The organism is Ralstonia sp. 1B3, assembly GCF_036631435.1.
In genome coordinates, this window is record NZ_JAPNUG010000012.1 from 1 (window position 1) to 24,981 (window position 24,981).

Genomic DNA, 24,981 nt, shown 5'->3' on the forward strand with positions numbered 1-24,981 from the left:
TACGGCCCCTTCCCCGGCGCTGAAAACGTAGGCGGCGTGACCTACGACGGTCAGCACGTCTGGTTTGCTGCCGGCGGCCAGTTAAAGGAACTCGACCCCGAGAGCGGCCAGACGCAGCGCTCCATCGACGTGCCCGCTCATGCCGGTACCGCGTTCGACGGGCGCCACCTGTTCCAGATTGCCGAAGACCGCATTCAGAAGATCGACCCGCAAACCGGCACCGTGCTCGCCACGATTCCAGCGCCCGGTGCGGGCGGAGACTCAGGCCTCGCCTGGGCCGAAGGCACGCTGTGGGTCGGTCATTACCGCGAGCGCAAGATTCGCCAGATCGATCCGGACACCGGCAAGGTGCTGCGCACCATCGAATCCAACCGCTTCGTGACCGGCGTCACCTGGGTCGACGGAGAACTCTGGCACGCGACGTGGGAAGGCGATACGAGCGAGCTGCGCCACATTGATCCGCAAACCGGTGAAGTGCTGGAGCAGCTTGATATGCCGGCCGGCATCACTGTGTCGGGGCTGGAATCGAACGGTGCCGATCAGTTCTTTTGCGGCGGCGGCACCACGGGGAAGATTCGCGCGGTACGGCGGCCCCGCAAGCAGGCGGCATAGGCGAGCCGTGGCGCATGCGTTTAGCCGAAAAACCCCGCGATGCGGGGTTTTCTTGGCAGATGAACGACCGATCAGATCGCTTCGATCTTCGTGGCAGCCGGGCCCTTCTGGCCAACGCCTGCAACGTAGCGAACCTTCTGGCCCTCTTGGAGGGACTTGAACCCGCTGCCCTGAACTTCAGAGAAGTGAGCGAAGAGATCGTTGCCGCCTGCGTCCGGGGTGATGAAGCCGAAGCCCTTGGAGTCGTTGAACCACTTTACTGTGCCGGTTTCCATGTTGGATATCCTAAAAAGTTCTGTATGAGCCTGTGCTCACCAGGCACGACAATCAAGGAAGAAACATGGAGCAAAGGAAGTACCGCGTGGCGTGACGACCCAGAACATCGGAGTAACTGCTTGAAGATCCTGCGGGGATTGGTTCTACAGGTGTTCCGTGGATGTGTCAACAAATATTACATAGCGCGCCGCCGTCGGCCGTCCCGGCGCAGATGCTGGACAGAAAAAGCCCGCGTCATGCGGGCTTCTTTCCACTTGGGGAGAAAACCTCACTCCCACTCAATCGTCGCAGGCGGCTTGCCCGACACGTCGTACACGACGCGGCTCAAACCACGCACTTCATTGATGATGCGGTTCGACACGCGGCCCAGCAGCGTGTACGGCAGATGCGCCCAATGTGCGGTCATGAAGTCGGTGGTCTGCACGGCACGCAGCGCCGTCACGTAGTCATACGTGCGGCCATCACCCATCACGCCGACGGACTTGATCGGCAGGAACACCGCAAACGCCTGGCTGGTCAGGTCGTACCAGCTCTTGCCCACATCGCCTTCGCCGCAGAGGCCAGCGGCAGCGTCCTGCGCCGTGGCCTTGGTACCGCGCAGCTCTTCGATGAAAATGGCGTCGGCACGGCGCAGCAGGTCTGCATATTCGCGCTTGACCTCGCCCAGAATACGCACGCCCAGGCCCGGCCCCGGGAACGGATGGCGATAGACCATTTCGTGCGGCAGGCCCAGCGCCACGCCCAGCTCGCGCACTTCATCCTTGAACAGGTCGCGCAGCGGTTCGAGCAACTTCAGGCCGAGCGTTTCCGGCAGGCCGCCCACGTTGTGGTGGCTCTTGATCGTCGTTGCCTTCTTGGTCTTGGTGCCGCCCGATTCCACCACGTCCGGGTAGATCGTGCCCTGCGCCAGCCACTTGGCGTTGCTGAGTTTCTTGGCTTCGGCCTGGAACACCTCAACGAACTCGCGGCCGATGATCTTGCGCTTGGCTTCAGGGTCCGTCACACCGGCCAGATGGCCGAGGAACTGCTCAGACGCGTCCACGTGCACGACCTTGGCGTGCAGGCGGCCGGCGAACATGTCCATCACCATCTTGCCTTCGTCCAGGCGCAGCAGGCCGTGGTCGACGAACACGCAGGTCAGCTGGTCACCGATCGCGCGGTGAATGAGCGCCGCCGCCACCGACGAATCGACGCCGCCCGACAGGCCAAGGATCACCTCCTCATCGCCCACCTGCTCGCGGATGCGCTTGACGGCTTCCTCGATGTGGTCGCGCATGATCCAGTCTGGCTTGGCACCGGCGATCTCCAGCACGAAGCGCTCGAGCATCGCGCGGCCCTGCACGGTGTGCGTGACTTCCGGGTGGAACTGCACGGCGTAGTAGCCACGCGCCTCGTCGGCCATGCCGGCGATGGGGCAGCTTGGCGTCGAGGCCAGCAGCTTGAAGCCCGGGGGCAGCTCGGCCACCTTGTCGCCGTGGCTCATCCACACCTTGAGCATGCCGTGACCTTCCGGCGTAGCGAAATCCTGGATGTCCTTGAGCAGGCGGGTGTGGCCATGCGCGCGCACTTCGGCGTAACCGAATTCGCGGTGGTCGCTCCACTCCACCTTGCCGCCCAGCTGCACGGCCATGGTCTGCATGCCGTAGCAGATGCCCAGCACCGGCACGCCCAGGTCCCACACGGCCTGCGGAGCGCGCAGCTGATGGTCTTCGTAGGTGCTGGCGTGGCTGCCGGACAGGATGATCGCCTTGGGCGCGAACTCGCGCACGAAGGCGTCGGACACGTCGTTCGGATGGATCTCGCAATAGACGTGTGCTTCACGCACGCGCCGCGCAATCAGTTGCGTGACCTGCGAGCCGAAATCAAGAATGAGGACTTTGTCGTGCATGTTGTGGAGGAATGGAATCGGCAATCGTGTCGACTTCAGTGCCGGGGCCGTAGCCCGGAGGCGGCATGTAGCCAGGTTCTTTGCGTTGCGCCTTTTCTGCGCGTTCGCGTTCGCGCGCGGCCGCGGCATCTTCACGGGCCTTCTGCGCGCGCACGCGCTCATGGGTGCGCACACGGCGCGAGGCGGGAATCTGCACTGCGGAAAACGCCGCGAGCACCGCGGCAAACGTCGGCAGCCAGATGCGGCCTGCGCCGTCCACCGGCAGGTGGAAGAACAGCAACCAGGCGATCACCAGCACGGCGACCGCCAGGTTCACATGACCGACCACCTGCGCCACGGCGGTCGTCAGTTGACCGTTGACGGTGGCGTGCCACAGCAGCCAAGCCACGCCAATCAGCGTGACGCCGAGCAGCTGACCGTACATCGCAGGCTCCGGCTGCGGCAATTGCAGCGCGCCGAAGATGGACGTCATCGGTGAAGCCAGCAGGACGAGACCGACGCACAGTGCGACAGCCGCATCCAGAAACAGAACGAGTCGCAAAAGCGCTTTCATCATCGTCTCCAGTTGCGGGCGGCCGCCCGTGCTTCGGCCGCCGGTTGATTCAGCCGGAGCGCCCGCGCACCCCGGCGGCAGTACTGCTTGCCTTCTATCTTGTTTGCGAAGATCGACAAGCGATCAGTCGCGGTGATAGTTCGGCGCTTCCTTCGTGATCTGCACGTCGTGCACGTGCGATTCGTTCATGCCGGCAGCGGTGATCTCGACAAACTGCGCCTTCTCGTGCCATTCGGCAATCGAGGCGCAACCGCAGTAGCCCATCGACGAGCGAACGCCGCCAGTGAGTTGATGCACGATCGGCAATGCGGAGCCCTTGTAAGGCACCCGGCCCTCGATACCTTCGGGCACCAGCTTGTCGACGTTGGCGGTGTTGTCTTCCTGGAAGTAACGGTCGGCAGCGCCGTCCTTCATCGCGCCCACCGAGCCCATGCCGCGGTAGCTCTTGTACGAGCGACCCTGGAACAGGAACACCTCACCCGGCGATTCGTCCGTACCGGCAAACATGCCGCCCATCATCACGGTGTGTGCGCCGGCAGCCAGCGCCTTGGCGACGTCGCCCGAGTAGCGGATACCGCCGTCGGCGATCAGGGGAACGCCGGTGCCCTTCAGTGCCTCGGCCACATTGGACACGGCAAAGATTTGCGGCACGCCCACGCCAGCAACGATCCGCGTCGTGCAGATCGAGCCCGGGCCGATACCGACCTTGACGCCATCCGCACCGTGGTCGACCAGGGCCTTGGCCGCGTCGCCCGTGGCGATGTTGCCGCCAATCACCTGCACTTGCGGGTAGTTGTCCTTGATCCAGCGCACGCGGCTCAGCACGCCCTGGCTGTGACCGTGCGCGGTGTCCACCACGATCACGTCCACGCCGGCCTTGACCAGCAAGTCGATACGCAGATCGTTATCCGGGCCCACGCCCACCGCCGCACCCACGCGCAGCGAACCGCGCTCGTCCTTCGACGCCAGCGGGTATTCGGTGGCCTTCTGGATGTCCTTGACGGTGATCAGGCCGCGCAGCTCGAAAGCCTCGCCCACCACCAGCACACGCTCCAGGCGGTGCTTGTTCATCAGGCGCTTGGCCTCTTCCAGCGAGGCGCCTTCCTTGACGGTGACGAGCTTCTCGCTCGGCGTCATCTTGGCGCGCACCGGGGCGTCCAGTTCCTCTTCGAAACGCAGATCGCGGTTGGTGATGATGCCCACAACCTTCTTGCCTTCCAGCACCGGGAAGCCCGAAATGCCGTGCTGGGCCGACAGCGCCATCACGTCGCGGATCTTCATGTCCGGACCGATGGTGATCGGGTCACGCAGCACGCCCGATTCAAAGCGCTTGACCTTGGCGACTTCGCGCGCCTGTTCTTCCGGCTTCAGGTTCTTGTGGACGATACCGATGCCACCTTGCTGCGCCATGGCGATGGCGAGCCGCGCTTCCGTGACCGTATCCATGGCGGCGGAGACGAGCGGAATGGCGAGTTCGATCGAACGGGTGAGCTTGGTGCGAAGGGACGTATCGCGGGGCAGGACGGCCGAGTAGGCCGGGACGAGCAGCACATCATCGAACGTGAGTGCTTTCTGGACAAGACGCATAGCAATTTCCTCTAGGCGCAAAATCGGATTATACGGGAATTCGCCCCACGGTTGTAGAGACCCGTGCTATGCTCGATAAATTTTTCTTCGCGCACGCACCTCCAGCGCCCTGCGCCGCCAGCGGCCGCGCCGAATCAGCCTCGCGAGTGTTCGAATGGGAATTGGCGTATTGTGCGCCCTGCTGGCCGGGGCGAAGTGGGGCATGGTCTTTATTGCGCCCCGCGCGCTGCCCGCCTTTTCACCGTGGGAACTGACCCTCGGCCGGTACCTCGCCTACGGCCTCATCGCCGCCATTGCGGCCGGCCCGATCCTCCCCCGCATTGCCCGCAAGATAACGCGCGCCGATTGCCTGGCGCTCGTCCGGCAATCCTGCAGCGGCAACCTTGTCTATTACGTACTTCTGGCCTTCGCCGTGCAACTGGCCGGAGTCGCGCCCACCTCGCTGATCATCGGCATCTTGCCCATCACCGTCACGGTTCTGGGGCGGCGCGACCACGGCGCTGTGCCGCTTTCCCGGCTGATCTGGCCGCTTCTCGTGGTAGCTGCCGGCATTGTCTGCATCAATGTCGACCTGTTTGGACATCAGGCCACGGCCGCGGCGGCCAATGTCCGGCCGATCTGGCAGCGCATTGCCGGCATCGTCTGTGCGGCCGGCGCGCTGTGCAGCTGGACGTGGTACGCCGTCGACAACGCCCGCTACCTGCAGCGCAATCCGCATTTTTCCAGCAACGAATGGTCTGCCCTATATGGCATTTCGAGCGGCATTCTGTCGGCAGCGTTGATCACGGTGGCTCTGCTCACGGTCGGCACAGCATGGATGAGCGCCGGCGGACGTATCTGGGGCACGTTCTGGGCGGTCAATGCGGCCGTGGCGCTCGGCGCGTCGCTGATCGGCAACAACCTGTGGAACATCGCCTCGCGGCGGCTGCCGCTCACGCTGTCGGGCCAGATGATCGTGTTCGAGACGCTGTTTGCGCTGGCATATGGCTTTGTGTACGACAGCCGCTGGCCACGCCCGCTTGAGATCGCCGCAATCGCCTTGCTGATCCTGGGCGTCGGCTGGTCGGTGCGCTTGCATGCCAACGACAAGTCTGCATAAACTGGGCGCCTTGCCGGGGGCGAGTCGACAGGCCGAGCCAGGCCGTCGGCGTAGATTGGCGAGTGGCGATCACGCCACCGGGCTCCCGTGCGCGTCGAGGGGCCGTCGTCGGGTCGGCCAGCGCGCCGTCGGCAGTCCACGAACGAGAACTCCATGAAACGACTGCACGTCCTGTTGCCTGCCACTGCGGCCCTGATCGCCCTTGCCTGCCCGGTTGCCCAGGCGCAATGGGCCTGGCAATGGCGCGACGACAAGGGCCACATGGTCTACAGCGACGCTGCACCGCCGCCGTCGGTGCCGCCCAGCCGCATCATCCGCAACCCGAACAGCCGCACGGCCACGGCCTATGAAGCGCTGTCCGCACCTGCCTCGGGCGTCAAGGCGGCAGACCCGAACGCAGCCGCGAAACCCCGCCAGCCGGCCTCCGGCGTCGCCGCGTCCAACCCAGACGAAGAATTGCGCAAGCGCATGGCCGACCGCGCCAAGAAGGAACAGGACGAGGCCAAGCAGGCGGAGCAGGCCCAGCGCAAACAGGCAGAATGCCAGCGCCTTCGCGCCGACACCGCCTACCTCCAGGGCGGTCGCCGCTATGCCACGCCGCAGCCGGATGGGTCGCTTTCGTATATGGATGACAACCAGCGCGCCCAGGCCATTCAGCGCAACCAGGCCGTGCTGGACCAGAACTGCGGCTAAGACTAAGACTTACTCGAGGACGTCGTCTTTGGGCGGCGCCTCGTTGCGCAGCCACTTCAGCCCTTCGCGCGTGCCCGTGGCCCGCACCTTCTGCACACGCCGCCGGCGTGCGGTCTTCGGATCGGCGATCAGCGGACCCAGGATTTCCACCCGGTCACGCGCATGCAATGCGGCATCGGGGGTCTTGCGCTTGCCGTAAACACCCAGCCGGCAGGTCTCGATCGTCAGATCCACGCCGCTGAGCAAGCCGGACGCCCGCACGGCGTCGGCCACCGTCGCCTGCGCCGGCACTTGCACGTTGACAAGCCGCGGCGGCGTGACCGTCGCCAGGCAGACCATCACGTCAATCACGGAATTGGGTTCAGGACTCGCCATACACAGCCTCGGCGCGTTTGACGAATGAGTCGACGAAGGTGTTGGCGATCATGCTGAACACCGGGCCGATGAGCTTTTCCAGAATCACACTGGAAAACTCGTAATGCAGGTGGAAATTGATCTTGCAGGCATCCGCGCGCAGCGGCGTGAAGATCCAGAAACCGGTGAACGACTTGAAAGGCCCGTCTGCGAACGTCATATCGATGCGGGTGGGCCGCGTTTGCACGTTGCGCGTGCGAAAGAATTGATGGATGCCCTTGAAGGCGATATCGACACGCGCGTCGAGTGACGTTTCCGTCTGCTCGTAGATTTCCACGCCGCCGCACCAGGGCAGAAAGTTCGGATAGTCCTTGACGTCGGTGACCAGGTCGAACATCTGTTCGGCCGAGTAGCCAATCAACACGGTTTTTTCAACGTCTGCCATGCGTCATCCGAAAGCTTTGCGCGCCGCGCCCCGGTTGGGATTGCGGCGGATTTGTTAAACTCGCCATTTTATCGCAGCGCATGCAGGGATCATCACCCCAATGCGCGCACCGCATATTCCAACGTATGACCATCGCCGACAACAAGAAGGCCTTCTTCGATTACTTCATCGAGGAGCGCTACGAGGCAGGCATGGCTCTCGAGGGCTGGGAGGTGAAAGCCATCCGAGCCAACCGTGCGCAGATCAAGGAAGGCTACGTCGTCATTCGTAACGCCGAGCTGTTCCTGATCGGGGCCCATATCAACCCGCTGCAATCGGCCTCCACGCATGTCAATCCAGACCCCGTGCGCACGCGCAAACTGCTGCTGCACGCCGAAGAGATCAGGAAGCTCATCGGCAAGGTGGAGCAGCGCGGCTACGCTCGTGCCGCTCAACCTGCACTACACGCGCGGCCGCGTGAAATGCGAAATCGGCTTGGCGAAGGGCAAGCTCTTCGACAAGCGCGAAACCGAAAAGGACCGCGACTGGCAGCGCGAAAAAGCGCGCCTCATGCGCGAGAAGGCCTGAGCCCTCGCGCTTGCCGACCTTTACGCGCTCGGCCGCTGCTGCTTCACAATCGTCAACGCTGACGCAATCATCGTGCTCAGGTCGCCCATGTTGCCCGGCACGATGAGCGTGTTGCCCTGCTTGGCCAGGTTGCCGAACGCGCTCACATACTCTTCCGCCACTTTCAGGTTAACGGCATCGACACCACCCTCGGTGCGAATGGCCTGACCGATCTTCTGGATCGCCTGTGCGTTGGCTTCGGCCACCGCCAGAATCGCCGCCGCCTCACCCTGCGCCTTGTTGATGGCAGCCTGCTTTTCACCTTCGGATTTCTGGATGGCAGCCTCGCGCGCACCAGATGCCAGGTTGATCTGCTCCTGACGTTTACCCTCCGATGCGGCGATGAGCGCACGCTTTTCGCGCTCGGCCGTAATCTGCGCCTGCATGGCATGCAGGATTTCCTTCGGCGGGGTTAGATCCTTGATCTCGTAACGCAGCACCTTCACGCCCCAGTTCGATGCCGCCTCATCCAGCGCATTGACGACGCTGTGGTTGATGAAGTCACGCTCTTCAAACGTCTTGTCCAGTTCCAGCTTGCCGACCACCGAGCGCAGCGTCGTCTGCGCGAGCTGCGTGATGGCGATCACGAAATTGCTGGAGCCATACGATGCCCGCATCGGGTCGGTCACCTGGAAATACAGGATGCCGTCCACCTGCAGTTGCGTGTTGTCCTTGGTGATGCAAATCTGGCTCGGCACGTCGAGCGGGATTTCCTTGAGCACGTGCTTGTAGGCCACGCGATCGACAAAGGGCAGCACGATGTTGAGCCCCGGCGAGAGCGTCGCGTGATACTTGCCCAGCCGCTCCAGAATCCAGGCGTGCTGTTGCGGCACGATCTTGATGCCTTGCGCGATGAGCACGATGGCGGCAAACAGGACGATGATCGCGAGAGTCCCCAGCTCGAACATAGAACCTCCGTGGTTGAGCTTGTTGGTTGTTTTGAGTGCGATGTGCGTGTTATTTGGGCGCGACGACGAGCACGTTGCCGCGCACTTCGACGATCCGGAACTCGCCACCTGTGGCGGGCGCGTGCGGTGCAAGTTCGACATCCCAGGCGGCGCCGCGATACTGCACGCGCGCGCGCGCTCCGGCGACCAGGCGTCGACGCGCAGGGTCTCGCCGATATCCAGATTGACGTTGCGATTACGGGCGGCGTTCTCGCGCGTCGCCCGCCCGTAGCGCGTGCGCCGCAGCCCGACGATGCCAAACACCGCCACGATGGCGGCCACGATGGCCTGCGCAGGAAATGCGAGGCCGATCAGCGCAGCAAGGCCGCCGGCAATCAGCCCAATCGCCACCATCAGCAGATAGAAGGTCCCCGTCATCAGCTCGCCGATGACGAGCAGCACGGCCAGAGAAAACCAGACGGTCTGAGCCGACATACTCCCTCTCCCTGAATCCCATAAAAAACCCCGCGACGCTGTTCGTCTGCGGGGGCATGTCGCTCGGCCCCCGCCAGCACTGGACGCCGCCGGGCACTTCGCGTTCTTGTTGGCGCGCACCCGTCAGGATACGCGCCTTGTCTTACGACATTCGTTGTAACGCTCTAGTTCAAGCTCAAGCCGAACCGAGCTTCTGCCATGTGTCGACCACCGAATCCGGGTTCAGCGAGATTGACGAGATGCCTTCCTTCGCCAGCCACTCGGCAAAATCCGGGTGATCGGACGGGCCCTGACCGCAGATGCCGACGTACTTGTTCATCGACAGCGCCGTGGAGATGGCGCGCTGCAGCATGAACTTGACCGCCGGATCGCGCTCATCGAAGTCCTTGGCCAGCAGTTCCATGCCGGAGTCGCGGTCCAGACCGAGCGTGAGCTGCGTCAGGTCGTTCGAACCGATCGAGAAACCGTCGAAGTACTGCAGGAACTGTTCGGCCAGGATCGCGTTGGACGGCACTTCGCACATCATGATCAGACGCAGGCCGTTCTCGCCGCGCTTCAGGCCGTACTTGGCCAGCAGCTCGACAACCTTCTCGGCCTGGCCCAGCGTACGCACGAACGGCACCATCACTTCGACGTTGGTCAGGCCCATCTCGTCGCGCACGCGCTTCATGGCACGGCACTCCATCTCGAAGGCTTCGGCAAAGTCTTCGGCGATGTAGCGCGAGGCGCCGCGGAAGCCCAGCATCGGGTTTTCTTCGTCCGGCTCGTAGCGCGAACCGCCGATCAGCTTCTTGTACTCGTTGGACTTGAAGTCCGACAGGCGCACGATCACGGGCTTCGGATAGAACGCCGCCGCGATGGTGGCGATGCCCTCGGCCAGCTTGTCGACGTAGAACGCGCGCGGGCTGGCATGGCCACGGGCCACGCTTTCCACGGCCTTCTTCAGATCGCTGTCGACCTGCGGGTAGTCGAGAATCGCCTTCGGGTGAACGCCGATGTTGTTGTTGATGATGAATTCCAGACGGGCCAGGCCCACGCCGCCGTTCGGAATCTGGCAGAAATCGAACGCCAGCTGCGGATTGCCGACGTTCATCATGATCTTGGTGCTGATCGTCGGCATTTCGCCGCGCTGGACTTCCGTGATTTCGGTTTCCAGCAGACCGTCGTAGATCTTGCCTTCGTCGCCTTCGGCGCACGAGACCGTCACGAGCGTGCCGTCCTTCAGCAGGTCGGTCGCATCGCCGCAGCCGACCACCGCCGGCACACCCAGCTCACGTGCGATGATGGCCGCGTGGCAGGTACGACCGCCGCGGTTCGTGACGATGGCCGAGGCGCGCTTCATCACCGGTTCCCAGTTCGGGTCGGTCATGTCGGCAACCAGCACGTCACCCGGCTGCACACGTTCCATTTCAGCCGGATCGTTGATCACGCGCACCGGGCCCGTTCCGATCTTCTGGCCAATGGCGCGGCCGGTGGTCAGCACCGGCGCCGAGCCCTTCAGGCGGAAACGCTGCTCGACCTTGCCGTGTGCCTGGCTCTTCACCGTCTCCGGGCGGGCCTGGAGGATGTAGATCTTGCCGTCCTTGCCGTCCTTGCCCCACTCGATGTCCATCGGGCGGCCGTAGTGCTTTTCGATGATGACGGCGTACTTCGCCAGCTCTGCCACGTCGGCATCGTTGATGGAGTAACGGTTGCGGAGTTCGCCCGGCACGTCGACGGTCTTCACGCGGCCTTCTTCGCCCGGCGCGGTGAATTCCATCTTGATCAGCTTCGAGCCGATCGAGCGGCGGATGATCGGGTACTTGCCGGCGGCCAGCGTCGGCTTGAAGACGTAGAACTCGTCCGGGTTCACGGCGCCCTGCACCACCGTTTCGCCCAGGCCGTAGCTGGAGGTGATGAAAACGACATCCTGGAAGCCCGATTCGGTGTCGATGGTGAACATCACGCCCGAGGCGCCGCAGTCCGAGCGGACCATGCGCTGGATACCGGCCGACAGGGCGACCACGTCATGGGCGAAGCCCTTGTGCACTCGGTACGAAATCGCGCGGTCGTTGTACAGCGAGGCGAACACGTGCTTGATCTTGTCGAGCACGTCGTCGATGCCGAGCACGTTGAGATAGCTCTCTTGCTGGCCGGCAAACGAAGCGTCCGGCAGGTCTTCCGCCGTGGCCGAGGAGCGCACGGCGAACGATGCCTCGGCGCCTTCGCGGGCGGACACGCGAGCATACGACTCGCGAATCTCCTGCTCCAGACGCGGCTGGAACGGCGCGGTGGCGACCCATTCGCGGATCTCCTTGCCGGCGACAGCCAGCGCCTTGACGTCATCGACGTCGAGGCTGGCCAGACGCTGCGAGATGCGCTCGGTCAGGTTGTTGTGTGCAAGGAAATCGCGGAACGCCAGTGCCGTGGTGGCAAAACCGCCCGGAACGCGCACGCCGGCGCCATCCAGCTGGGAGATCATCTCGCCCAACGAAGCATTTTTACCGCCGACGACCTCGACATCGGTCATCCGCAATTGCTCGAACGGCAGCACATAGGCGCCGTCTTGCGACAGGTTAGTCATACAAGCCCCTAAACTAAGTGAAAAACCGGTCGGATCCGCACGGGGCTTTCTTCTTGTCGTCTGGCCGTACGAATCGCTTGGCTAAATCATCCGGAAGCCATGCCAGGATTGCCGCTGCGGCAGCGCCCGACAGGCGATTGGCCCGAATTGCTTAGCTAAACGATCGCCGCTATTCTACCGTGCCGCAGCACGATTTCCTGCCGGCGTGCTGGAAAAACCCCTCGTTTTCGATGACCGACCTCGCCTCCGCATCTCCCAACCGGACACCTTTCCGGACCGTTTTCATCGTGTCGGATGGCACCGGGATCACCGCAGAAACCTTCAGCCACTCGATCCTGGCGCAGTTTGAGATGAAATTCCGCCAGGTGCGGATTCCGTTTGTCGACACGATCGACAAGGCGCATGTTGCGGTCGCCAAGATCAACGAGGCGTTTCACGTCGAAGGGGTGAGGCCGATCGTCTTCACCACGTTGGTGGATGCCGAGGCAAACGAGATCGTCCATCGGGCCAAGGCCACCATCCTGGACATGTTCCAGACCTTCATCGAGCCGCTCGAGAGGGAGCTGAACCTCAAGTCCACGCATGCCATCGGGCGTTTTCACCAGAACGCCGACACCGAGGCGTACAAAAACCGCATCGAAGCGATCAATTTTTCACTTGCCCACGATGACGGCCAGTCACACAAGAACCTGGCCGAGGCAGATGTGATTTTGGTGGGGGTATCGCGCAGCGGCAAGACGCCGACCAGCCTGTACCTGGCGATGCAATATGGCGTGAAATCGGCCAACTACCCGCTCATTCCGGATGATTTCGAGCGCGGCAAGCTCCCCACCGTGCTGTACGACTACAAGAGCAAGATTTTCGGGCTGTCGATCGACCCTCAGCGCCTGTCGGAAATCCGCAATGAACGTCGCCCAGGCAGCAAATACGCCGCGCTGGAAAATTGCCGCTACGAGATCAACGAGGCCGAAGCGATGATGCGGCGCGAGGGCATCAAGTGGCTGTCGTCAACGCACAAGTCGATCGAGGAAATTGCCACGACGATCCTGCAGGACATCAAGATGGAGCACGGCAACTACTGAGCGTAGGACGCCAAAGCACAAGCAAAACGGCCGGCATTGCACCGGCCGTTTTGCTTTTCTGTGCCGGTCAGGCGCGATCGCGCACCCAGTTGCCGCCGTGCGCCGCAGCTTGCGCGGCTGGCGATGTTTCCAGATAGGCCAGCGCCTGTTCGGTCGAGCCTTCGTGATGCGGCGTATAGCTGGGCCGGAAGTAGCGCAGCGCGGCTCCCAGCATTTTCCAGAACGAGGGCAGGCAGTTACGCCGCGAGCCATGCCACCAGCCGCGGATGAAGCCGGGAAACCTGCCCGCGTCCGGATCGCGCTTGTACATGAAACGGAAGCCGGTCATCAGGAAATACAGCAGTAGCAGGATCGTGGTCAGCATGTGGAAGCAGCGCTCGAGATACGTGCCGCCCATGTGGCGGAAGATGTCGAACGCGACGGTACGGTGCTCGACTTCCTCCGCGCCGTGCCAGCGCAACAGGTCCAGCATGACGGGATCGGCGCGGGCCGCGTCCAGCCCCTTTGCGTTGAGGACCCAGTTGCCCAGATAGCCGAAAAAGTGCTCGAGCGCGGCGATGATGCCGAGTTGCTGCCGCAGCCAGAAGCGCGTGTGGCCGATCTTCAGACCGAGCGGCTGTTCGCCGAGCACCTTGGAGAACAGCCAGTCGAGCCGCTTCGTGAAAGGCTGGGTATCGATGCCGTGGTCTTTGTAGTAATGCGTCAGCACGCCGCCATGCGAGCGCGAATGGACCGCCTCCTGGCGCAGAAAGCCTTCGGCGTCGGCGCGCAGCTTCGCGTCGGTAATCAGCGGCAGCGCCTTGTTGTAGACGCGGCAGAACCACAATTCGCCGGCGGGAAACAACAGATTCAGGATGTTGATGATGTGCGTGCTGGACGGATCGCCAGGAATCCACTGGATGGGCGTGTCCTTCCAGTCGAAACGGACGTGGCGGGCCTTGATGAAGTAATCGGGCGCGGTCATGGTGGTCTCCTGATGTTCTTGTCGGCGCGGGTTCAATGCCCGGCCATGCTCACGCGCGCGATCAGCCGGCTGAGCCATTGCGCATAGCGCGAGATGAAGCGTGACGAATGCGCCTCGATACCGATCGTGACAACGGGCTTGTTGTGCTGAATCGCGCCAAGCATCGCTTTCGCGACGGTCTCGGGCTTGAGGCCACGCAGCTGGTAGAGCTTCGTCGCGCGGGCGCGCAGCTGCGCCTGCTGTGCCTCGGTTGTGCCGGTGTAGACCGTGGAGGCCATGATTCCTGTCTCGGCAAAACCCGGACAGATCGCTGACACGCCAATGCCCTGCCCGGCCAGCTCTCCGCGCATGCATTCGGACAGCATCAGCACCGCGGCCTTTGTCGTCGCATAGGCGGCAAGATCACGCGATGGCGCAAAGGCCGCTGCCGATGCGGTGTTCAGGATGTGCCCGCCCTGCCCGCGCGCCGCCATTTGCTTGGCGAACAGCCGGGCGCCGTGAATCACCCCCACACGTTCACGTGCAGGATGCGTTGCCAATCGCGCTCGGACGTATCGACAATGCCGCCCGCCATGCCGATGCCCGCGTTGTTGACGACGATGTCGGCGCCGCCCAGTTCCTTGCCGACCCAATCGACCAACGCGTCCATCTGCCCGGCGTTGCCGACGTCGACAGTACGCGCCCACGCCTTGCCGCCGGTGAGGCGGATCAGCTTGGCGGTGCGCTCTGCGTCTTCAGCACGAATGTCGACGGCGACAATGGCTGCGCCTTGCTCGGCGAATTCCAGTGCCGCGCAACGACCGATACCGCTGCCAGCCCCGGTGATGACGGCGAGCTTGCCGGAAAGCGGTTTGCGCTCGCCATGCTGACGCGCGCGCTGCAGTGCTTCGGATTCCGGCTTGCCCTCAGCGTGCTCGATCAGCTCGCGCGCCATCTCGGCCATGCGCGCGGCATGCGTGACCGGCAGCCAGTGCCGAGCCACAACTTCGCGGCGCCAATACTGCGGCACCCAGCGCGAGAGATCTTCGGACAACGCGGGGCTGACGTACTTGTCCAGCGTCGGCACGATCACCTGCACCGGCGCATGTGCGACACGCTTGCGCGGCGTGAACAGGCTGCGAATGAAGTTGGCGCGATACAGCGACACACCGTGCACGCCATCGGCCGTCTGCGTGGCGCGCGGCACGATGGCGGTCTTCTCGACACGGCGCAGCACACGCGGCCACGCGCGCCCCAGCCACAGGCGCCAGCTCAGTTCCGGCACGATGGGCAGATGGAACAGCAGCACGTACCACGAGCGCACGAGCTGCCCCAGCATCTTGCCCAGCGACGACGGCGTCGGACGCAGCAGTCGCGCGCGCATCCAATGCCCGACGTGGTCCAGGCACGGCCCCGAGCACGACGTGTATGACGCGATGCGCCCGCGCAGGCGCGCCTCCGTCACGAATTCCCACGACTGGATCGAACCCCAATCGTGCGCGATCAGGTGTACGGGCTTACCGGGGCTCAGCGCATCGATCACGGCGATGAAGTCGTCGGTCAACCGCGCGAAGGTGTAATTGCGCATCCCGCTGGGCGAACTCGACCGGCCTGCACCCCGCACGTCGTAGGCAACGACGTAGTAGTCGCGCGCGAGCAGCGGTGCCATCTCGTGCCAGACCTCGCTGTTGTCGGGATAGCCGTGCACCAGCACGACGGTCGGATGCGCCGGGTTGCCCCACGTTTTGACGGCGAGCGCGACGCTGCCGGACTGCACCATCCGCTCCGAATAGTCGTTGGGCGAAACCGCTGCGGGCGATTCGAACAACGCCAGCGGGGCCTCTTCAAGAAGCGTTTTCATCTGGGCCTCCGCGTGCGTCAGGCGGCGCGTTGCTGCGCGAGCTGACGCTGCTGCCAGCGGCGCACGTGCGGCAGATCGTCGTCGAGCCAGTAGGCGTCGTCTTCGGTGATGACGAGCAGTTCCTCGAACTTGGCCCCGACGCCGTGGAAACCCAGGTGCGGCTCGACGGCCCACAGGCCTGGCACCGGCGCGTGTTCGGATCGACGATCGATCGACCACAGCGGCGACCACCCTTCCTGCTTGCCGCTGCGCACCTGGTCAAGGATCAGGTTGCGCGTGGCGTTCAGCCCGAAACGCGCAACGAAACGCGGCTTCGATGGGCTGTCGAGCTTGGCCACGCGATGCGCCAGCACTTTGAACGGATACGCCTTGTGACGCGGCTCCACGCCCTGCTTCATGCAAAGTTGGTCCACCGCACGGGCCACATCGGCCATCGATCGACGCTCGCGGATCAAGCGCACGATCAACTCACGATGCGCCATCAGGTCGTCCTGCAGCTGCTCGAGGATGGCGTTTTCTCCGAGACACGTGGCATAACCGACATCGGCGATCACGCCATTACGCACGGGCGCCACGTCGAGAATGACCGGCATGTTCTCTTCCAACCGCCGCGACGACGGAAAGAACGCCAGGTTGAAGCCGGCCATATGCGTCAGGCCCGAAAAGCCCTGGAACGCGGTGCGGTCGCCAAACCACGCGAACGGCTTGTGCAGCCAGTCATGGACGCCGCGATCGCCAAGCCACTCGGTGAGCAGCTTGGCCGCGTCCTTCTCGGTCATGCCGGGGCGCAGCATGCCGCCGACGGCTTCGACGCACGCGTAAGCGAGCTGCTGGATTTCGCGAAACTGGGCGAGTTCGTCGACATGGACGCGCGCCAGGGTGGGGTTCGGCATGCCGGTCTCCTTGAGTCTGGGTATCGAGGGTGCTCAATGGCACCGCGCTCAATGTTCCATTACTCAATGTCAAAGTCAATGCGGGACTTTTCTGGCGTTTGAAAACGCCGCGTGACCGGTAATCGACAGAAAAAGAGAGGGCTAACCCGCGCGGCGTTGTCGCACGGCCTCAAACAGGCAGATCGCTGCTGCGGCAGCCACATTGAGCGATTCCATGCCGCCCGGCTGTGGAATCGTGACGGGCGTCGTCACGGCAGAAAGCCATTCCTCCGACACGCCCGCGCCTTCGTTGCCGAACACCCAACCCACAGGTGCATTGAGCGGCACATCGAACACCGCCTGCTTTGCGTGCGACGAGGTCGCCAACAGCGGCACCTGAAGCCGCGAATGCACGCTTTCGAAGGTGCAGTGCTCAACGATATTCAGGTGGAAATGCGCACCCATGGCGGCGCGCAATGTCTTTGCGGACCACGCGAACGCGCAGCCCGGTGTCATGAACACATCGCGCACGCCGGCGGCGGCCGCACACCGCAGGATGGAACCAACGTTGCCCGCGTCCTGAATGCCATCGAGGACGACGCAGTCTGCATCGATCGTCTGCGGCAACTTGCCCTCCGGCGTCTCGACCAGCGCCATCAGATCGACGCCGTTGACGACGGTGGTGAGTTGGCCAAACAGGTTGTCCGCCAGCAGGATGACGGTGTCCGGATCGACGCGATCGAGCACCGCGGCCACTTCCGGGTGACGGATATGGCGCTCCGAGACCAGGCATTGCGCCGGCATATGGCCCGCATCCAGATATGCCATGACGAGATGCACGCCATCGAGCACGGATTGCCCCGCGCGCCGACGATGCTGCGTCGAGCCCGAAAGCGCCTTGAGATGCTTGAACACCGCGTTGTCGCGGGAAGTGATGTGCTTCACGAATGGGCCCAGCGGAAAAAGGTCAGTCGTCCCAGGCGCTGCCTGCAGCGGCGGTTTCGATGCTGATCGCGCTCATCCCCTCCAACGCACGACGCACCGGTGCAAACGAGCGGCGATGATGCGGCGTTACGCCATGCAGGTCGATCGCGGCGAGATGCTGCGGCGTGCCATAGCCGGCATGGACGTCAAAACCGTAGAGCGGAAATTCGGTATGCAGCGCGGCCAACTGGCGATCGCGCGTCACCTTCGCCAAGATGGATGCCGCTGAAATGGCGGGTACCAGCGCATCGCCCTTGACGATGGCCTCCACCGCAAACGCCACTTGCGGGCAACGATTGCCGTCCACCTGGACGAGATCGGGCAGCGTGCCCAGCGCGGCCACGCCGTGTACCGCACGCTGCATGGCGAGCATGGTCGCGTGCAGGATGTTGATGCGATCAATTTCTTCGACGGTGGCTTCCGCCACGTGCCAGGCGAGCGCCTTTTCGACGATCTCGTCGTACAGAGCCTCGCGCTTCTTGGCAGTCAGGATTTTGGAGTCGGCCAAGCCCTTGATCGGCTTGCGCGGATTGAGAACAACCGCTGCAGCCGTCACCGGCCCGGCCAAGGGCCCGCGGCCAGCCTCATCCACGCCGCAGAGGATGCGACGCGCACGCTTGGCCGCCGGCTCTTGCGAGAGCAGCAAGCCAAGCTGATCGGGATTCGGTTTGCGGGAAGCCATGGGCTCAAAGCTTACCGCGACTGCGCAGCAGATCGACCACGACTTTTGCGCCGATCTCGGCCATGTTCTGTTTGAGCGTCAGATGCATCTGCGTGAAGTGTTCGCGCAGGAACGTGGCGTTGCCATGGTCGCTCAGTTGCAGCAGCGTTTCGCGCGCGAGGGCCTCGGGCGTCGCGTCATCCTGCAGCAGCTCCGGCACGACAAAGCGGCCGGACAGGATGTTCGGCAGCCCAACATACGGCAGATAGCCTTTGCGCTTCATGATCTGCGCGGTCAACCAGGGCACCTTGTACGTGATGACCATCGGCTTCTTGTACAGCGCCGCTTCCAGCGTTGCCGTGCCGCTCGCCAGCAGGATCACGTCAGCTGCTTCCATGGCGGCGTGCGACTGACCATCGACGACCCACAGATGCAGGCCCGGATGCTCCGCGCGCATGGCATCGATGCGCTCGCGCAGCGTCGCATTGGCCGCCGGCAGCACAAACGCCAGATCCGGCTCGACCGCCTGCATGCGCGACATCGCCGCAAACAGCGTCGGCCCGAGATGCTTCACTTCGGAATTCCGGCTACCCGGCAGCACCGCAACCACCTTGCGGCCCAACGGCAGCCCCAGGCGCGTGCGAGCGCCCTCCACGTCCGGCACCAGCGGAATCTCGTCCGCCAGCGGATGCCCGACGTACGTGGCCGGAATGCCGGCCTTGGCGTAAATCTCGGGCTCGAACGGGAACAAACAGAGGATATGGTCGACGGCGCGGGCGATCGTCTTGATACGGCCCGCTCGCCACGCCCAGATCGACGGGCTCACGAAGTGCACCACCGGCACACCCGCCTGCCGCATGGCGATCTCGACGTTGAAATTGAAGTCCGGCGCGTCCACGCCGATGAACGCCAGCGGGGGCGCAGTCACCAGGTTCTGCTTGAGTTCCTTGCGGATCGTGAGAATCTCGCGCAGTTGGCCGAGCACTTCCACGTAGCCGTTGACCGACAGCTTGTGCATCGGCCAGTTCGACTGGAAACCCTGCTCCGCCATGCGTGCCCCGCCGATGCCGTTGTAGGCGATGTCGGCAGGCAAGTGTGCGTGCAATCCCTTCAGCAGCAGCGAGGCCAGCAAATCGCCGGAAGCCTCGCCGGCCACCATGCCGATGCGGCGCACCGGCGTGGTGTTCTGTGGCTGCTCGCTCAACGCACGATGCCGCGCTTGGTGGCGGCAATGAAATCAGCAAACGCGGTCAACACCTCGCGGGTCGGTGCGTCATCCGCCTGAGCGATCTGCGCGGCGATTTCCGCCTTGGCCTGATCAAAGCTCAGATCGCTCTTGTAGAGCAGCTTGTACGCCTGGCGCAGCGCGGTGATCTGCTCGGCCGTAAAGCCACGGCGGCGCAGACCTTCCACGTTGATGCCGTGCGGTGCGGCCTTGTTGCCGCCCTTGTCGCTGGCGGCGATCACGAACGGCGGCACATCCTGCACCAGCGCCGATGCGCCCCCAGCATGGCATGCGCGCCGATGCGCACGAACTGGTGCACGCCGGACATGCCGCCGAGGATCGCCCAGTCGCCCACTTCCACGTGGCCCGCGATCTGCGCGTTGCTCGAGAACACCGTGTGGTTGCCCACGCGGCAATCGTGCGCGATATGCACGTAGGCCATGATCCAGTTGTCGTCGCCGATGGACGTGATGCCGGCATCCTGCGCCGTGCCGGTATGGATCGTGGTGAATTCACGGATGGTATTGCGATCGCCGACGATCAGCTGCGTCGGCTCGTCGCGATACTTCATGTCCTGCGGGCGGCCACCCACCGATGCGAAGTGGCCGATGCTGTTGTCACGGCCCAGCGTCGTGTAGCCCTCCACCACCGTGTGGTGGCCGACGCACGTGCCCGCGCCCATGCGCACGTTCGGGCCCACGACCGTGAACGCACCGATCTCGACGCTCGAATCCAGTTCGGCCTTCGGATCGATCTGCGCGGTCGGGTGGATCTTCTGTGCTTGCGTCATGCCTCGCCCTTGGACTTGTCTTCGCGCACGGCACACATGATCTCGGCTTCCACGGCGACTTCGCCGTCAACCTTGCCGTACACCTTGAACTTCCACATACCGCTCTTCGAGCGCAGCAGCTCAGCCGTCATCACAAGCTGGTCGCCCGGGATCACTTGCCGCTTGAAGCGCGCACCATCGATGCTCACAAACAGGTAGAGCTGGTTTTCCTTGCGCTCGTGGTCTGCCTCGCCGAAGGTCAGCAGCGCAGCGGTTTGCGCCAGCGCCTCAAGCATCAACACGCCCGGCATCACCGGGTGGCCGGGGAAGTGCCCGTTGAAGAACGGCTCGTTGAACGTCACGTTCTTGATGGCCGTAATCGACTTGCGCGGCTCCAGCGAGATCACGCGGTCAACCAGCAGCATCGGATAGCGATGCGGCAGCAGGTCGAGAATCTTCTTGATGTTGAAATCGCAGACGACGCTGGGGGTCGCGCTCGTCGCATTCGTTGCTTCGGTCATGATTGTTGCTGCAGGTCTTTGACCCGCTGTTCCAGTTGTTGCAACCGTTCGCGCATGCGCGTCAGGCCTCGGACGATGGCCGCGTTACGCTCCCAGTCGCCGTGCGGCATGAATGGGAAAACGCTGGTGAAATGGCCACCGGGCTTTGTGATGGATTTGGTAATGGATGTGCCGCCCGAGACGGTCACGCGATCCGCAATGGTCAGGTGGCCGGCAAAATTGGCCGCGCCGCCGATGATGCAGTAGCGTCCGATCTTCGTGCTGCCCGAAATGGCAGCGCAGCCGGCGATCACGGTATAGGCGCCCACGTGCACGTTGTGCGCGATCTGCACCTGGTTGTCGATCTTGCAGCCTTGCTCGACCACCGTATCGGCCATCGCGCCACGGTCGATGGCGGTGTTCGCGCCGATCTCCACGTCGTCGCCAATTACGGCCCGGCCGACCTGGGGAATCTTCACCCATTCGCCGCCTTGCGGACCGAAGTCGGGCGCAAAGCCGAACCCATCCGCGCCGATCACGACACCGCTATGCACAATGCAGCGCGCGCCGACCACGCAGCCGTGGTAAATCGAAACGTTCGCGTAGATCAACGTGTCGTCGCCAATACGCGCGCCGACGCCAACGAAACTGTTGCCGGCGATGCGCACCCGCTCGCCGAGCACAGCACCGGCTTCGATGGTGACGTTCGGACCGATGGAGCACGACGCCGGCACCGTGGCGCCCTCTTCCACGCTGGCGGTCGGATGAATGCCCGGCACCACGGGGCGCGCAGCCAGCGCAACAAAGCGCTGGGCGACACGGGCAAACGCAGCATACGGATTGGCCGCAATGAGCCAGTTCCGGCCAGCCGCGTGGCCTTGGCTCTCTAGCGTTTCCAGATCGCGGGGCGACACGATGATCGCGCCCGCGCCGGAACTCACAGCCTGATTGAGGTACAGCGGATTGGAGAGAAAGCGAGCTGATCAGCGCCCGCTTGATCCAGCGGCGCGATCGACTTGACGATCAGGCCTGCGTCACCCTGGACGGTCGCGCCAAGCGACGCAGCAAGTTCACCAAGCGAAAACGACATGCGAACAACCTCATTTGGCCGATTGCGAATTCAGCGCCTTCAGCACCTCGTCCGTGATGTCGATGCGCGGGTTCACGTACACGGCTTCCTGCACGATCAGGTCGTACTTACGCTGCTCTGCGATCGAGCGGATCACGCGATTGGCGCGCTCAAGCACCTGGGCCAGCTCTTCATTGCGGCGCTGGTTCAGGTCTTCACGGAATTCGCGCTGCTTGCGCTGGAAGTCACGATCCAGTTCCGACAGTTCACGCTGACGGCGGGTGCGATCGGAATCGGCCAGCACGGCAGAATCCTTGTCGAGCTTGTCCGACATGCCCTTCAGTTTGGCGGCCATGTCCTGCAGTTCGCGGTCGCGCTTGGCGAACTCCGTTTCCAGCTTTGCCTGGGCGGCCTTGGCCGGTTGCGAGTCGCGCAGGATACGCTCGGAATTGACGGCGGCGATGCGCGCTTCCTGCGCCGTGGCCGGCAGCGCGAAGCTGGCTGCGGCAAGTGCGGCGAAAGCAGCGGACACGCCCATGCGGGACAACGTGATGCGCGTGGATTTCATGATGAATGCAGTCATTAGAATGCAGTCCCGATCTGGAACTGGAAGCGTTGCGTTTGATCTTCGGTCTTGCGTTTGATCGGGAAGCCCATGCTGATCTTCAGCGGGCCGATCGGCGACAGCCACGACAGACCGAAACCAGTCGAGTAGCGCATGTCGCCCAGCTTGTACGGCTGACCTTCGGCGAACACGTTACCGTAGTCGAAGAACGTGAACAGGCGAACCGTGCGGTCCACGCCAGAACCCGGCAGCGGGAAGATGAATTCCACGTTGCCGACGAACTTGCTGGCGCCGCCAATGGCCACGCCGTTGGCGTCGCGCGGGCCCAGCGTGCTGGTTTCATAACCGCGCACCGAGCCGATACCACCCGCGTAGTAGTTCTTGAAGACCGGGAAATCCTTGCCGCCGTAACCGTGGCCGTAACCGATTTCGTTGTTGAACGCCATCGTGAACGACTTCGACAGCGGGTAGAAGTACTGGTGCTGGTAGTACGCACGGAAGTACTGCAGATCGCCGCCCGGGATACCGAATTCCAGGTTGGCCTGCTGATAGCGACCACGGGTTGGCACCAGAGCGCTGTCACGCTGATCCTTCGACCAGCCGATGGTGATCGGGAAGTTGTTGGTGATACGGCCGTTCTTCGCGACGTAATTCTGGTAAGCCAGCGGCGTGTTGGTCGTCACGTCGATGGTCGTGCGCTCGTAGCCGATGCCGAAGAACACGGTATCGGTTTCCGAGAACGGCACGCCAAACTTGACGTTGCCGCCTTGTTGCACAACGCGGTAGTCCTGGTCACCCGTGTAGTACAGCGGACGGTACGTGCGGTAGTACAGTTCGGTCGAACGGCTGATGCCATCCACCGTGAAGTACGGATCGAACTGCGTCACCGCAATCGTGCGGTTCGACTTGGACGTGTTCACATCCAGGCCGAGGCTCGTACCGGAGCCGAACACGTTGTCCTGACGAATACCAGCCGACAGCACCAGCTTGTCAGTTGACGAGAAGCCCACGCCCAGGTTGATCTGGCCAGTCGGCTTTTCGGTCACGTTGACGTTCACATCGACCTGGTCAGTCGTGCCGGGCACGTCTTCCGTCGTAATGTTGGCATCGGTGAAGTAACCGGTGCGGTTCACGCGATTCTGCGACAGCTGCAGTTTTTCGCCATCGAACCACGACGCTTCCATCTGGCGCATTTCGCGGCGCACGACTTCGTCGCGGGTCTTGCTGTTGCCGACGACGTTCACGCGACGCACATACACACGGCGGCCCGGATCCACGACCAGCGTGAGCGCCACCGTGCGGTCCGACTGGTTGATCTGCGGCTGCGGATTGATGGTGGCGAAAGCGTAGCCATACGTGCCGAGCAGGTCGGTAATCGACTTGGTCGTCGACGACAGCTTGGCCGACGAGAAGACATCGCCCTGCTTGAGCTTGATGAGCTTCTCCATCTCGGCCTGCTTGCCGAGCAGCTCGCCGGTCAGCTTGATGTCCGACACCTTGTACTGCTCACCCTCGTGGATGTTCAGCGTCAGGTAGATGTCCTTCTTGTCCGGCGTGATCGACACCTGGGTCGACTCGATGGCGAATTCCAGGTAGCCGCGATCCAGATAGAACGAGCGCAGTGCTTCCAGGTCAGCCGTGAGCTTCTGCTTGGAGTACAGATCGTTCTTGGTGTACCAAGACAGCCAGTTCGGCGTGGACAGCTGCATCTCGTCGCGCAGGTCACCTTCCTTGAAGGCCTTGTTGCCGACGATATTGATCTGGCGAATCTTGGCGGTCGGACCTTCGTCCACCGTGAAGGTGATCGACACGCGGTTGGCGTCGACCGGCGTAACAGTGGTCGTCACCTCGGCCGCGTAGTAGCCGCGCGAAACGTACTGGCGCTTGATTTCCTGCTCGGCGCGGTCGATGAGGGACTTGTCGTAGTAACGGGCCTCCGCCACACCCACGCCGCGCAGCTGCGACGCAGCGCTTCCTTGTCGAATTCCTTGAAGCCGATGAATTCGAGTTGCGAGATCGCCGGGCGCTCTTCCACGCGCACCACCAGCACGTTGCCTTCGGAGCGGATCTGCACGTCCTTGAAGAAGCCGGTGTTATAGAGCGCGCGAATCGATTCGGCGCCCTTCTCGTCGGTGAAGGTCTCACCCACCTTCACGGGCAGATAGCCGAACACGGTGCCCGGCTCGACGCGCTGCACCCCCTCCACGCGAATGTCCTTGACGACGAACGGCTCCACTGCATGAGCCTGACCGGCAGTGACGGTCAGCACGGGAAGCCGCCAGCACGCTGAGCGGGAAGCGATGTTGTCTGATCAATCTAATCCCCTAGTTGGATTCAATCGGAATCCACTTCTGAGTGTTTTCAAAACCCTGAGTTGCCCGCTCACGCCGGT

General features: G+C 63.2%; 19 protein-coding genes and 6 pseudogenes. 5 read left to right on the forward strand and 20 right to left on the reverse strand.

Annotated features, from left to right (window positions below; genetic code table 11):
• On the forward strand, positions 1 to 612 hold a 612-nt coding region (locus OWR21_RS03320), incomplete at its 5' end, for a Vgb family protein (RefSeq protein ID WP_332394609.1).
• 71 nt (positions 613 to 683) lie between these two features.
• On the opposite strand, the gene OWR21_RS03325 is transcribed toward OWR21_RS03320, so the two are convergent.
• From OWR21_RS03325 to guaB, 4 genes are all read right to left on the reverse strand, one after another.
• Complete coding sequence (locus OWR21_RS03325; RefSeq protein ID WP_027677448.1) at positions 684 to 887, reverse strand: cold-shock protein; 204 nt, start codon at positions 885 to 887, stop codon at positions 684 to 686.
• 269 nt (positions 888 to 1,156) lie between these two features.
• On the reverse strand, positions 1,157 to 2,776 hold the full coding sequence (guaA, locus tag OWR21_RS03330; protein WP_012761918.1) for a glutamine-hydrolyzing GMP synthase: 1,620 nt from the start codon (positions 2,774 to 2,776) through the stop codon (positions 1,157 to 1,159).
• Positions 2,751 to 3,329: a hypothetical protein gene (locus tag OWR21_RS03335; protein ID WP_332394610.1), complete on the reverse strand. Its 579-nt coding sequence runs from the start codon at positions 3,327 to 3,329 to the stop codon at positions 2,751 to 2,753. Before OWR21_RS03335 ends, guaA begins: the two co-directional genes overlap by 26 nt.
• Before the next feature lie 123 nt (positions 3,330 to 3,452).
• Entirely contained in the window at positions 3,453 to 4,916 is a 1,464-nt protein-coding gene (gene guaB, locus OWR21_RS03340) for an IMP dehydrogenase (protein WP_102067139.1), read from the reverse strand.
• Between the two features lie 154 nt (positions 4,917 to 5,070).
• On the opposite strand from guaB, the gene OWR21_RS03345 reads away from it, so the two are divergent.
• Both OWR21_RS03345 and OWR21_RS03350 read left to right on the forward strand, forming a co-directional pair.
• Positions 5,071 to 6,015 (forward strand): DMT family transporter, encoded by a 945-nt coding sequence (locus OWR21_RS03345; protein WP_332394611.1) that lies wholly within the window; start codon positions 5,071 to 5,073, stop codon positions 6,013 to 6,015.
• Between the two features lie 153 nt (positions 6,016 to 6,168).
• Positions 6,169 to 6,708 (forward strand): DUF4124 domain-containing protein, encoded by a 540-nt coding sequence (locus OWR21_RS03350; RefSeq protein WP_147218365.1) that lies wholly within the window; start codon positions 6,169 to 6,171, stop codon positions 6,706 to 6,708.
• A 9-nt stretch (positions 6,709 to 6,717) separates the two neighbouring features.
• Here OWR21_RS03350 and OWR21_RS03355 read toward each other — a convergent pair whose 3' ends face one another.
• Positions 6,718 to 7,083 (reverse strand): RnfH family protein, encoded by a 366-nt coding sequence (locus OWR21_RS03355; RefSeq protein ID WP_147218367.1) that lies wholly within the window; start codon positions 7,081 to 7,083, stop codon positions 6,718 to 6,720.
• The gene (locus tag OWR21_RS03360) at positions 7,070 to 7,507 is read right to left on the reverse strand and encodes a type II toxin-antitoxin system RatA family toxin (protein ID WP_009238217.1); all 438 of its coding nucleotides are present in this window, start codon (positions 7,505 to 7,507) and stop codon (positions 7,070 to 7,072) included. Before OWR21_RS03360 ends, OWR21_RS03355 begins: the two co-directional genes overlap by 14 nt.
• Before the next feature lie 125 nt (positions 7,508 to 7,632).
• Between OWR21_RS03360 and smpB the strand changes: the two are divergent.
• Positions 7,633 to 8,074, forward strand: a pseudogene (gene smpB / locus OWR21_RS03365) (SsrA-binding protein SmpB).
• Between the two features lie 20 nt (positions 8,075 to 8,094).
• On the opposite strand, the gene OWR21_RS03370 reads toward smpB, so the two are convergent.
• The 3 genes and pseudogenes from OWR21_RS03370 to ppsA form a co-directional block, all read right to left on the reverse strand.
• On the reverse strand, positions 8,095 to 9,021 hold the full coding sequence (locus tag OWR21_RS03370) for an SPFH domain-containing protein (protein WP_102067135.1): 927 nt from the start codon (positions 9,019 to 9,021) through the stop codon (positions 8,095 to 8,097).
• 49 nt (positions 9,022 to 9,070) lie between these two features.
• Positions 9,071 to 9,495, reverse strand: a pseudogene (locus OWR21_RS03375) (NfeD family protein).
• Positions 9,496 to 9,670: 175 nt separating this feature from the next.
• Complete coding sequence (ppsA, locus tag OWR21_RS03380; RefSeq protein WP_027677456.1) at positions 9,671 to 12,058, reverse strand: phosphoenolpyruvate synthase; 2,388 nt, start codon at positions 12,056 to 12,058, stop codon at positions 9,671 to 9,673.
• A 230-nt stretch (positions 12,059 to 12,288) separates the two neighbouring features.
• Here ppsA and ppsR point away from each other — a divergent pair, with 230 nt between their 5' ends.
• Complete coding sequence (ppsR, locus tag OWR21_RS03385) at positions 12,289 to 13,140, forward strand: posphoenolpyruvate synthetase regulatory kinase/phosphorylase PpsR (RefSeq protein WP_147218375.1); 852 nt, start codon at positions 12,289 to 12,291, stop codon at positions 13,138 to 13,140.
• A gap of 67 nt (positions 13,141 to 13,207) precedes the next feature.
• Here ppsR and OWR21_RS03390 read toward each other — a convergent pair whose 3' ends face one another.
• The 11 genes and pseudogenes from OWR21_RS03390 to bamA all read right to left on the reverse strand — a co-directional run bounded on the left by OWR21_RS03390 (position 13,208) and on the right by bamA (position 24,904).
• Positions 13,208 to 14,104, reverse strand: a complete 897-nt coding sequence (locus OWR21_RS03390) for a metal-dependent hydrolase (protein ID WP_332394612.1) — start codon at positions 14,102 to 14,104, stop codon at positions 13,208 to 13,210.
• A gap of 32 nt (positions 14,105 to 14,136) precedes the next feature.
• Positions 14,137 to 15,944: pseudogene (locus OWR21_RS03395) on the reverse strand (SDR family oxidoreductase).
• A 17-nt stretch (positions 15,945 to 15,961) separates the two neighbouring features.
• Positions 15,962 to 16,837 (reverse strand): M24 family metallopeptidase, encoded by an 876-nt coding sequence (locus OWR21_RS03400; RefSeq protein ID WP_316887736.1) that lies wholly within the window; start codon positions 16,835 to 16,837, stop codon positions 15,962 to 15,964.
• Between the two features lie 141 nt (positions 16,838 to 16,978).
• Positions 16,979 to 17,761, reverse strand: a complete 783-nt coding sequence (locus tag OWR21_RS03405; RefSeq protein ID WP_316901782.1) for a TrmH family RNA methyltransferase — start codon at positions 17,759 to 17,761, stop codon at positions 16,979 to 16,981.
• A 22-nt stretch (positions 17,762 to 17,783) separates the two neighbouring features.
• Positions 17,784 to 18,482: a ribonuclease HII gene (gene rnhB / locus OWR21_RS03410; protein ID WP_332394613.1), complete on the reverse strand. Its 699-nt coding sequence runs from the start codon at positions 18,480 to 18,482 to the stop codon at positions 17,784 to 17,786.
• Between the two features lie 4 nt (positions 18,483 to 18,486).
• On the reverse strand, positions 18,487 to 19,620 hold the full coding sequence (gene lpxB / locus OWR21_RS03415) for a lipid-A-disaccharide synthase (RefSeq protein WP_332394620.1): 1,134 nt from the start codon (positions 19,618 to 19,620) through the stop codon (positions 18,487 to 18,489).
• A gap of 41 nt (positions 19,621 to 19,661) precedes the next feature.
• Positions 19,662 to 20,476, reverse strand: a pseudogene (gene lpxA, locus OWR21_RS03420) (acyl-ACP--UDP-N-acetylglucosamine O-acyltransferase).
• Entirely contained in the window at positions 20,473 to 20,976 is a 504-nt protein-coding gene (gene fabZ / locus OWR21_RS03425) for a 3-hydroxyacyl-ACP dehydratase FabZ (protein WP_092970542.1), read from the reverse strand. Before fabZ ends, lpxA begins: the two are co-directional and overlap by 4 nt.
• Positions 20,973 to 22,045: pseudogene (gene lpxD / locus OWR21_RS03430) on the reverse strand (UDP-3-O-(3-hydroxymyristoyl)glucosamine N-acyltransferase). The gene fabZ and the pseudogene lpxD overlap by 4 nt, the downstream one beginning before the upstream one ends.
• A gap of 10 nt (positions 22,046 to 22,055) precedes the next feature.
• Positions 22,056 to 22,607, reverse strand: a complete 552-nt coding sequence (locus OWR21_RS03435) for an OmpH family outer membrane protein (RefSeq protein WP_332394614.1) — start codon at positions 22,605 to 22,607, stop codon at positions 22,056 to 22,058.
• Positions 22,607 to 24,904 (reverse strand): annotated as a pseudogene (gene bamA, locus OWR21_RS03440) (outer membrane protein assembly factor BamA). Before bamA ends, OWR21_RS03435 begins: the two are co-directional and overlap by 1 nt.
• Between the last annotated feature and the right edge of the window lie 77 nt (positions 24,905 to 24,981).

Coding starts and splice junctions, on each gene's coding strand:
- rnhB (WP_332394613.1), bottom strand. CDS start 18,482: ATGGCTTCCCGCAAACCGAATCCCGATCAGCTTGGCTTGCTGCTCTCG.
- OWR21_RS03400 (WP_316887736.1), bottom strand. CDS start 16,837: ATGCCGAACCCCACCCTGGCGCGCGTCCATGTCGACGAACTCGCCCAG.
- fabZ (WP_092970542.1), bottom strand. CDS start 20,976: ATGACCGAAGCAACGAATGCGACGAGCGCGACCCCCAGCGTCGTCTGC.
- lpxB (WP_332394620.1), bottom strand. CDS start 19,620: ATGGTGGCCGGCGAGGCTTCCGGCGATTTGCTGGCCTCGCTGCTGCTG.
- guaA (WP_012761918.1), bottom strand. CDS start 2,776: ATGCACGACAAAGTCCTCATTCTTGATTTCGGCTCGCAGGTCACGCAA.
- ppsA (WP_027677456.1), bottom strand. CDS start 12,058: ATGACTAACCTGTCGCAAGACGGCGCCTATGTGCTGCCGTTCGAGCAA.
- OWR21_RS03335 (WP_332394610.1), bottom strand. CDS start 3,329: ATGAAAGCGCTTTTGCGACTCGTTCTGTTTCTGGATGCGGCTGTCGCA.
- OWR21_RS03355 (WP_147218367.1), bottom strand. CDS start 7,083: ATGGCGAGTCCTGAACCCAATTCCGTGATTGACGTGATGGTCTGCCTG.
- OWR21_RS03435 (WP_332394614.1), bottom strand. CDS start 22,607: ATGACTGCATTCATCATGAAATCCACGCGCATCACGTTGTCCCGCATG.
- OWR21_RS03345 (WP_332394611.1), top strand. CDS start 5,071: ATGGGAATTGGCGTATTGTGCGCCCTGCTGGCCGGGGCGAAGTGGGGC.
- OWR21_RS03350 (WP_147218365.1), top strand. CDS start 6,169: ATGAAACGACTGCACGTCCTGTTGCCTGCCACTGCGGCCCTGATCGCC.
- OWR21_RS03360 (WP_009238217.1), bottom strand. CDS start 7,507: ATGGCAGACGTTGAAAAAACCGTGTTGATTGGCTACTCGGCCGAACAG.
- OWR21_RS03325 (WP_027677448.1), bottom strand. CDS start 887: ATGGAAACCGGCACAGTAAAGTGGTTCAACGACTCCAAGGGCTTCGGC.
- ppsR (WP_147218375.1), top strand. CDS start 12,289: ATGACCGACCTCGCCTCCGCATCTCCCAACCGGACACCTTTCCGGACC.
- OWR21_RS03370 (WP_102067135.1), bottom strand. CDS start 9,021: ATGTTCGAGCTGGGGACTCTCGCGATCATCGTCCTGTTTGCCGCCATC.
- OWR21_RS03390 (WP_332394612.1), bottom strand. CDS start 14,104: ATGACCGCGCCCGATTACTTCATCAAGGCCCGCCACGTCCGTTTCGAC.
- guaB (WP_102067139.1), bottom strand. CDS start 4,916: ATGCGTCTTGTCCAGAAAGCACTCACGTTCGATGATGTGCTGCTCGTC.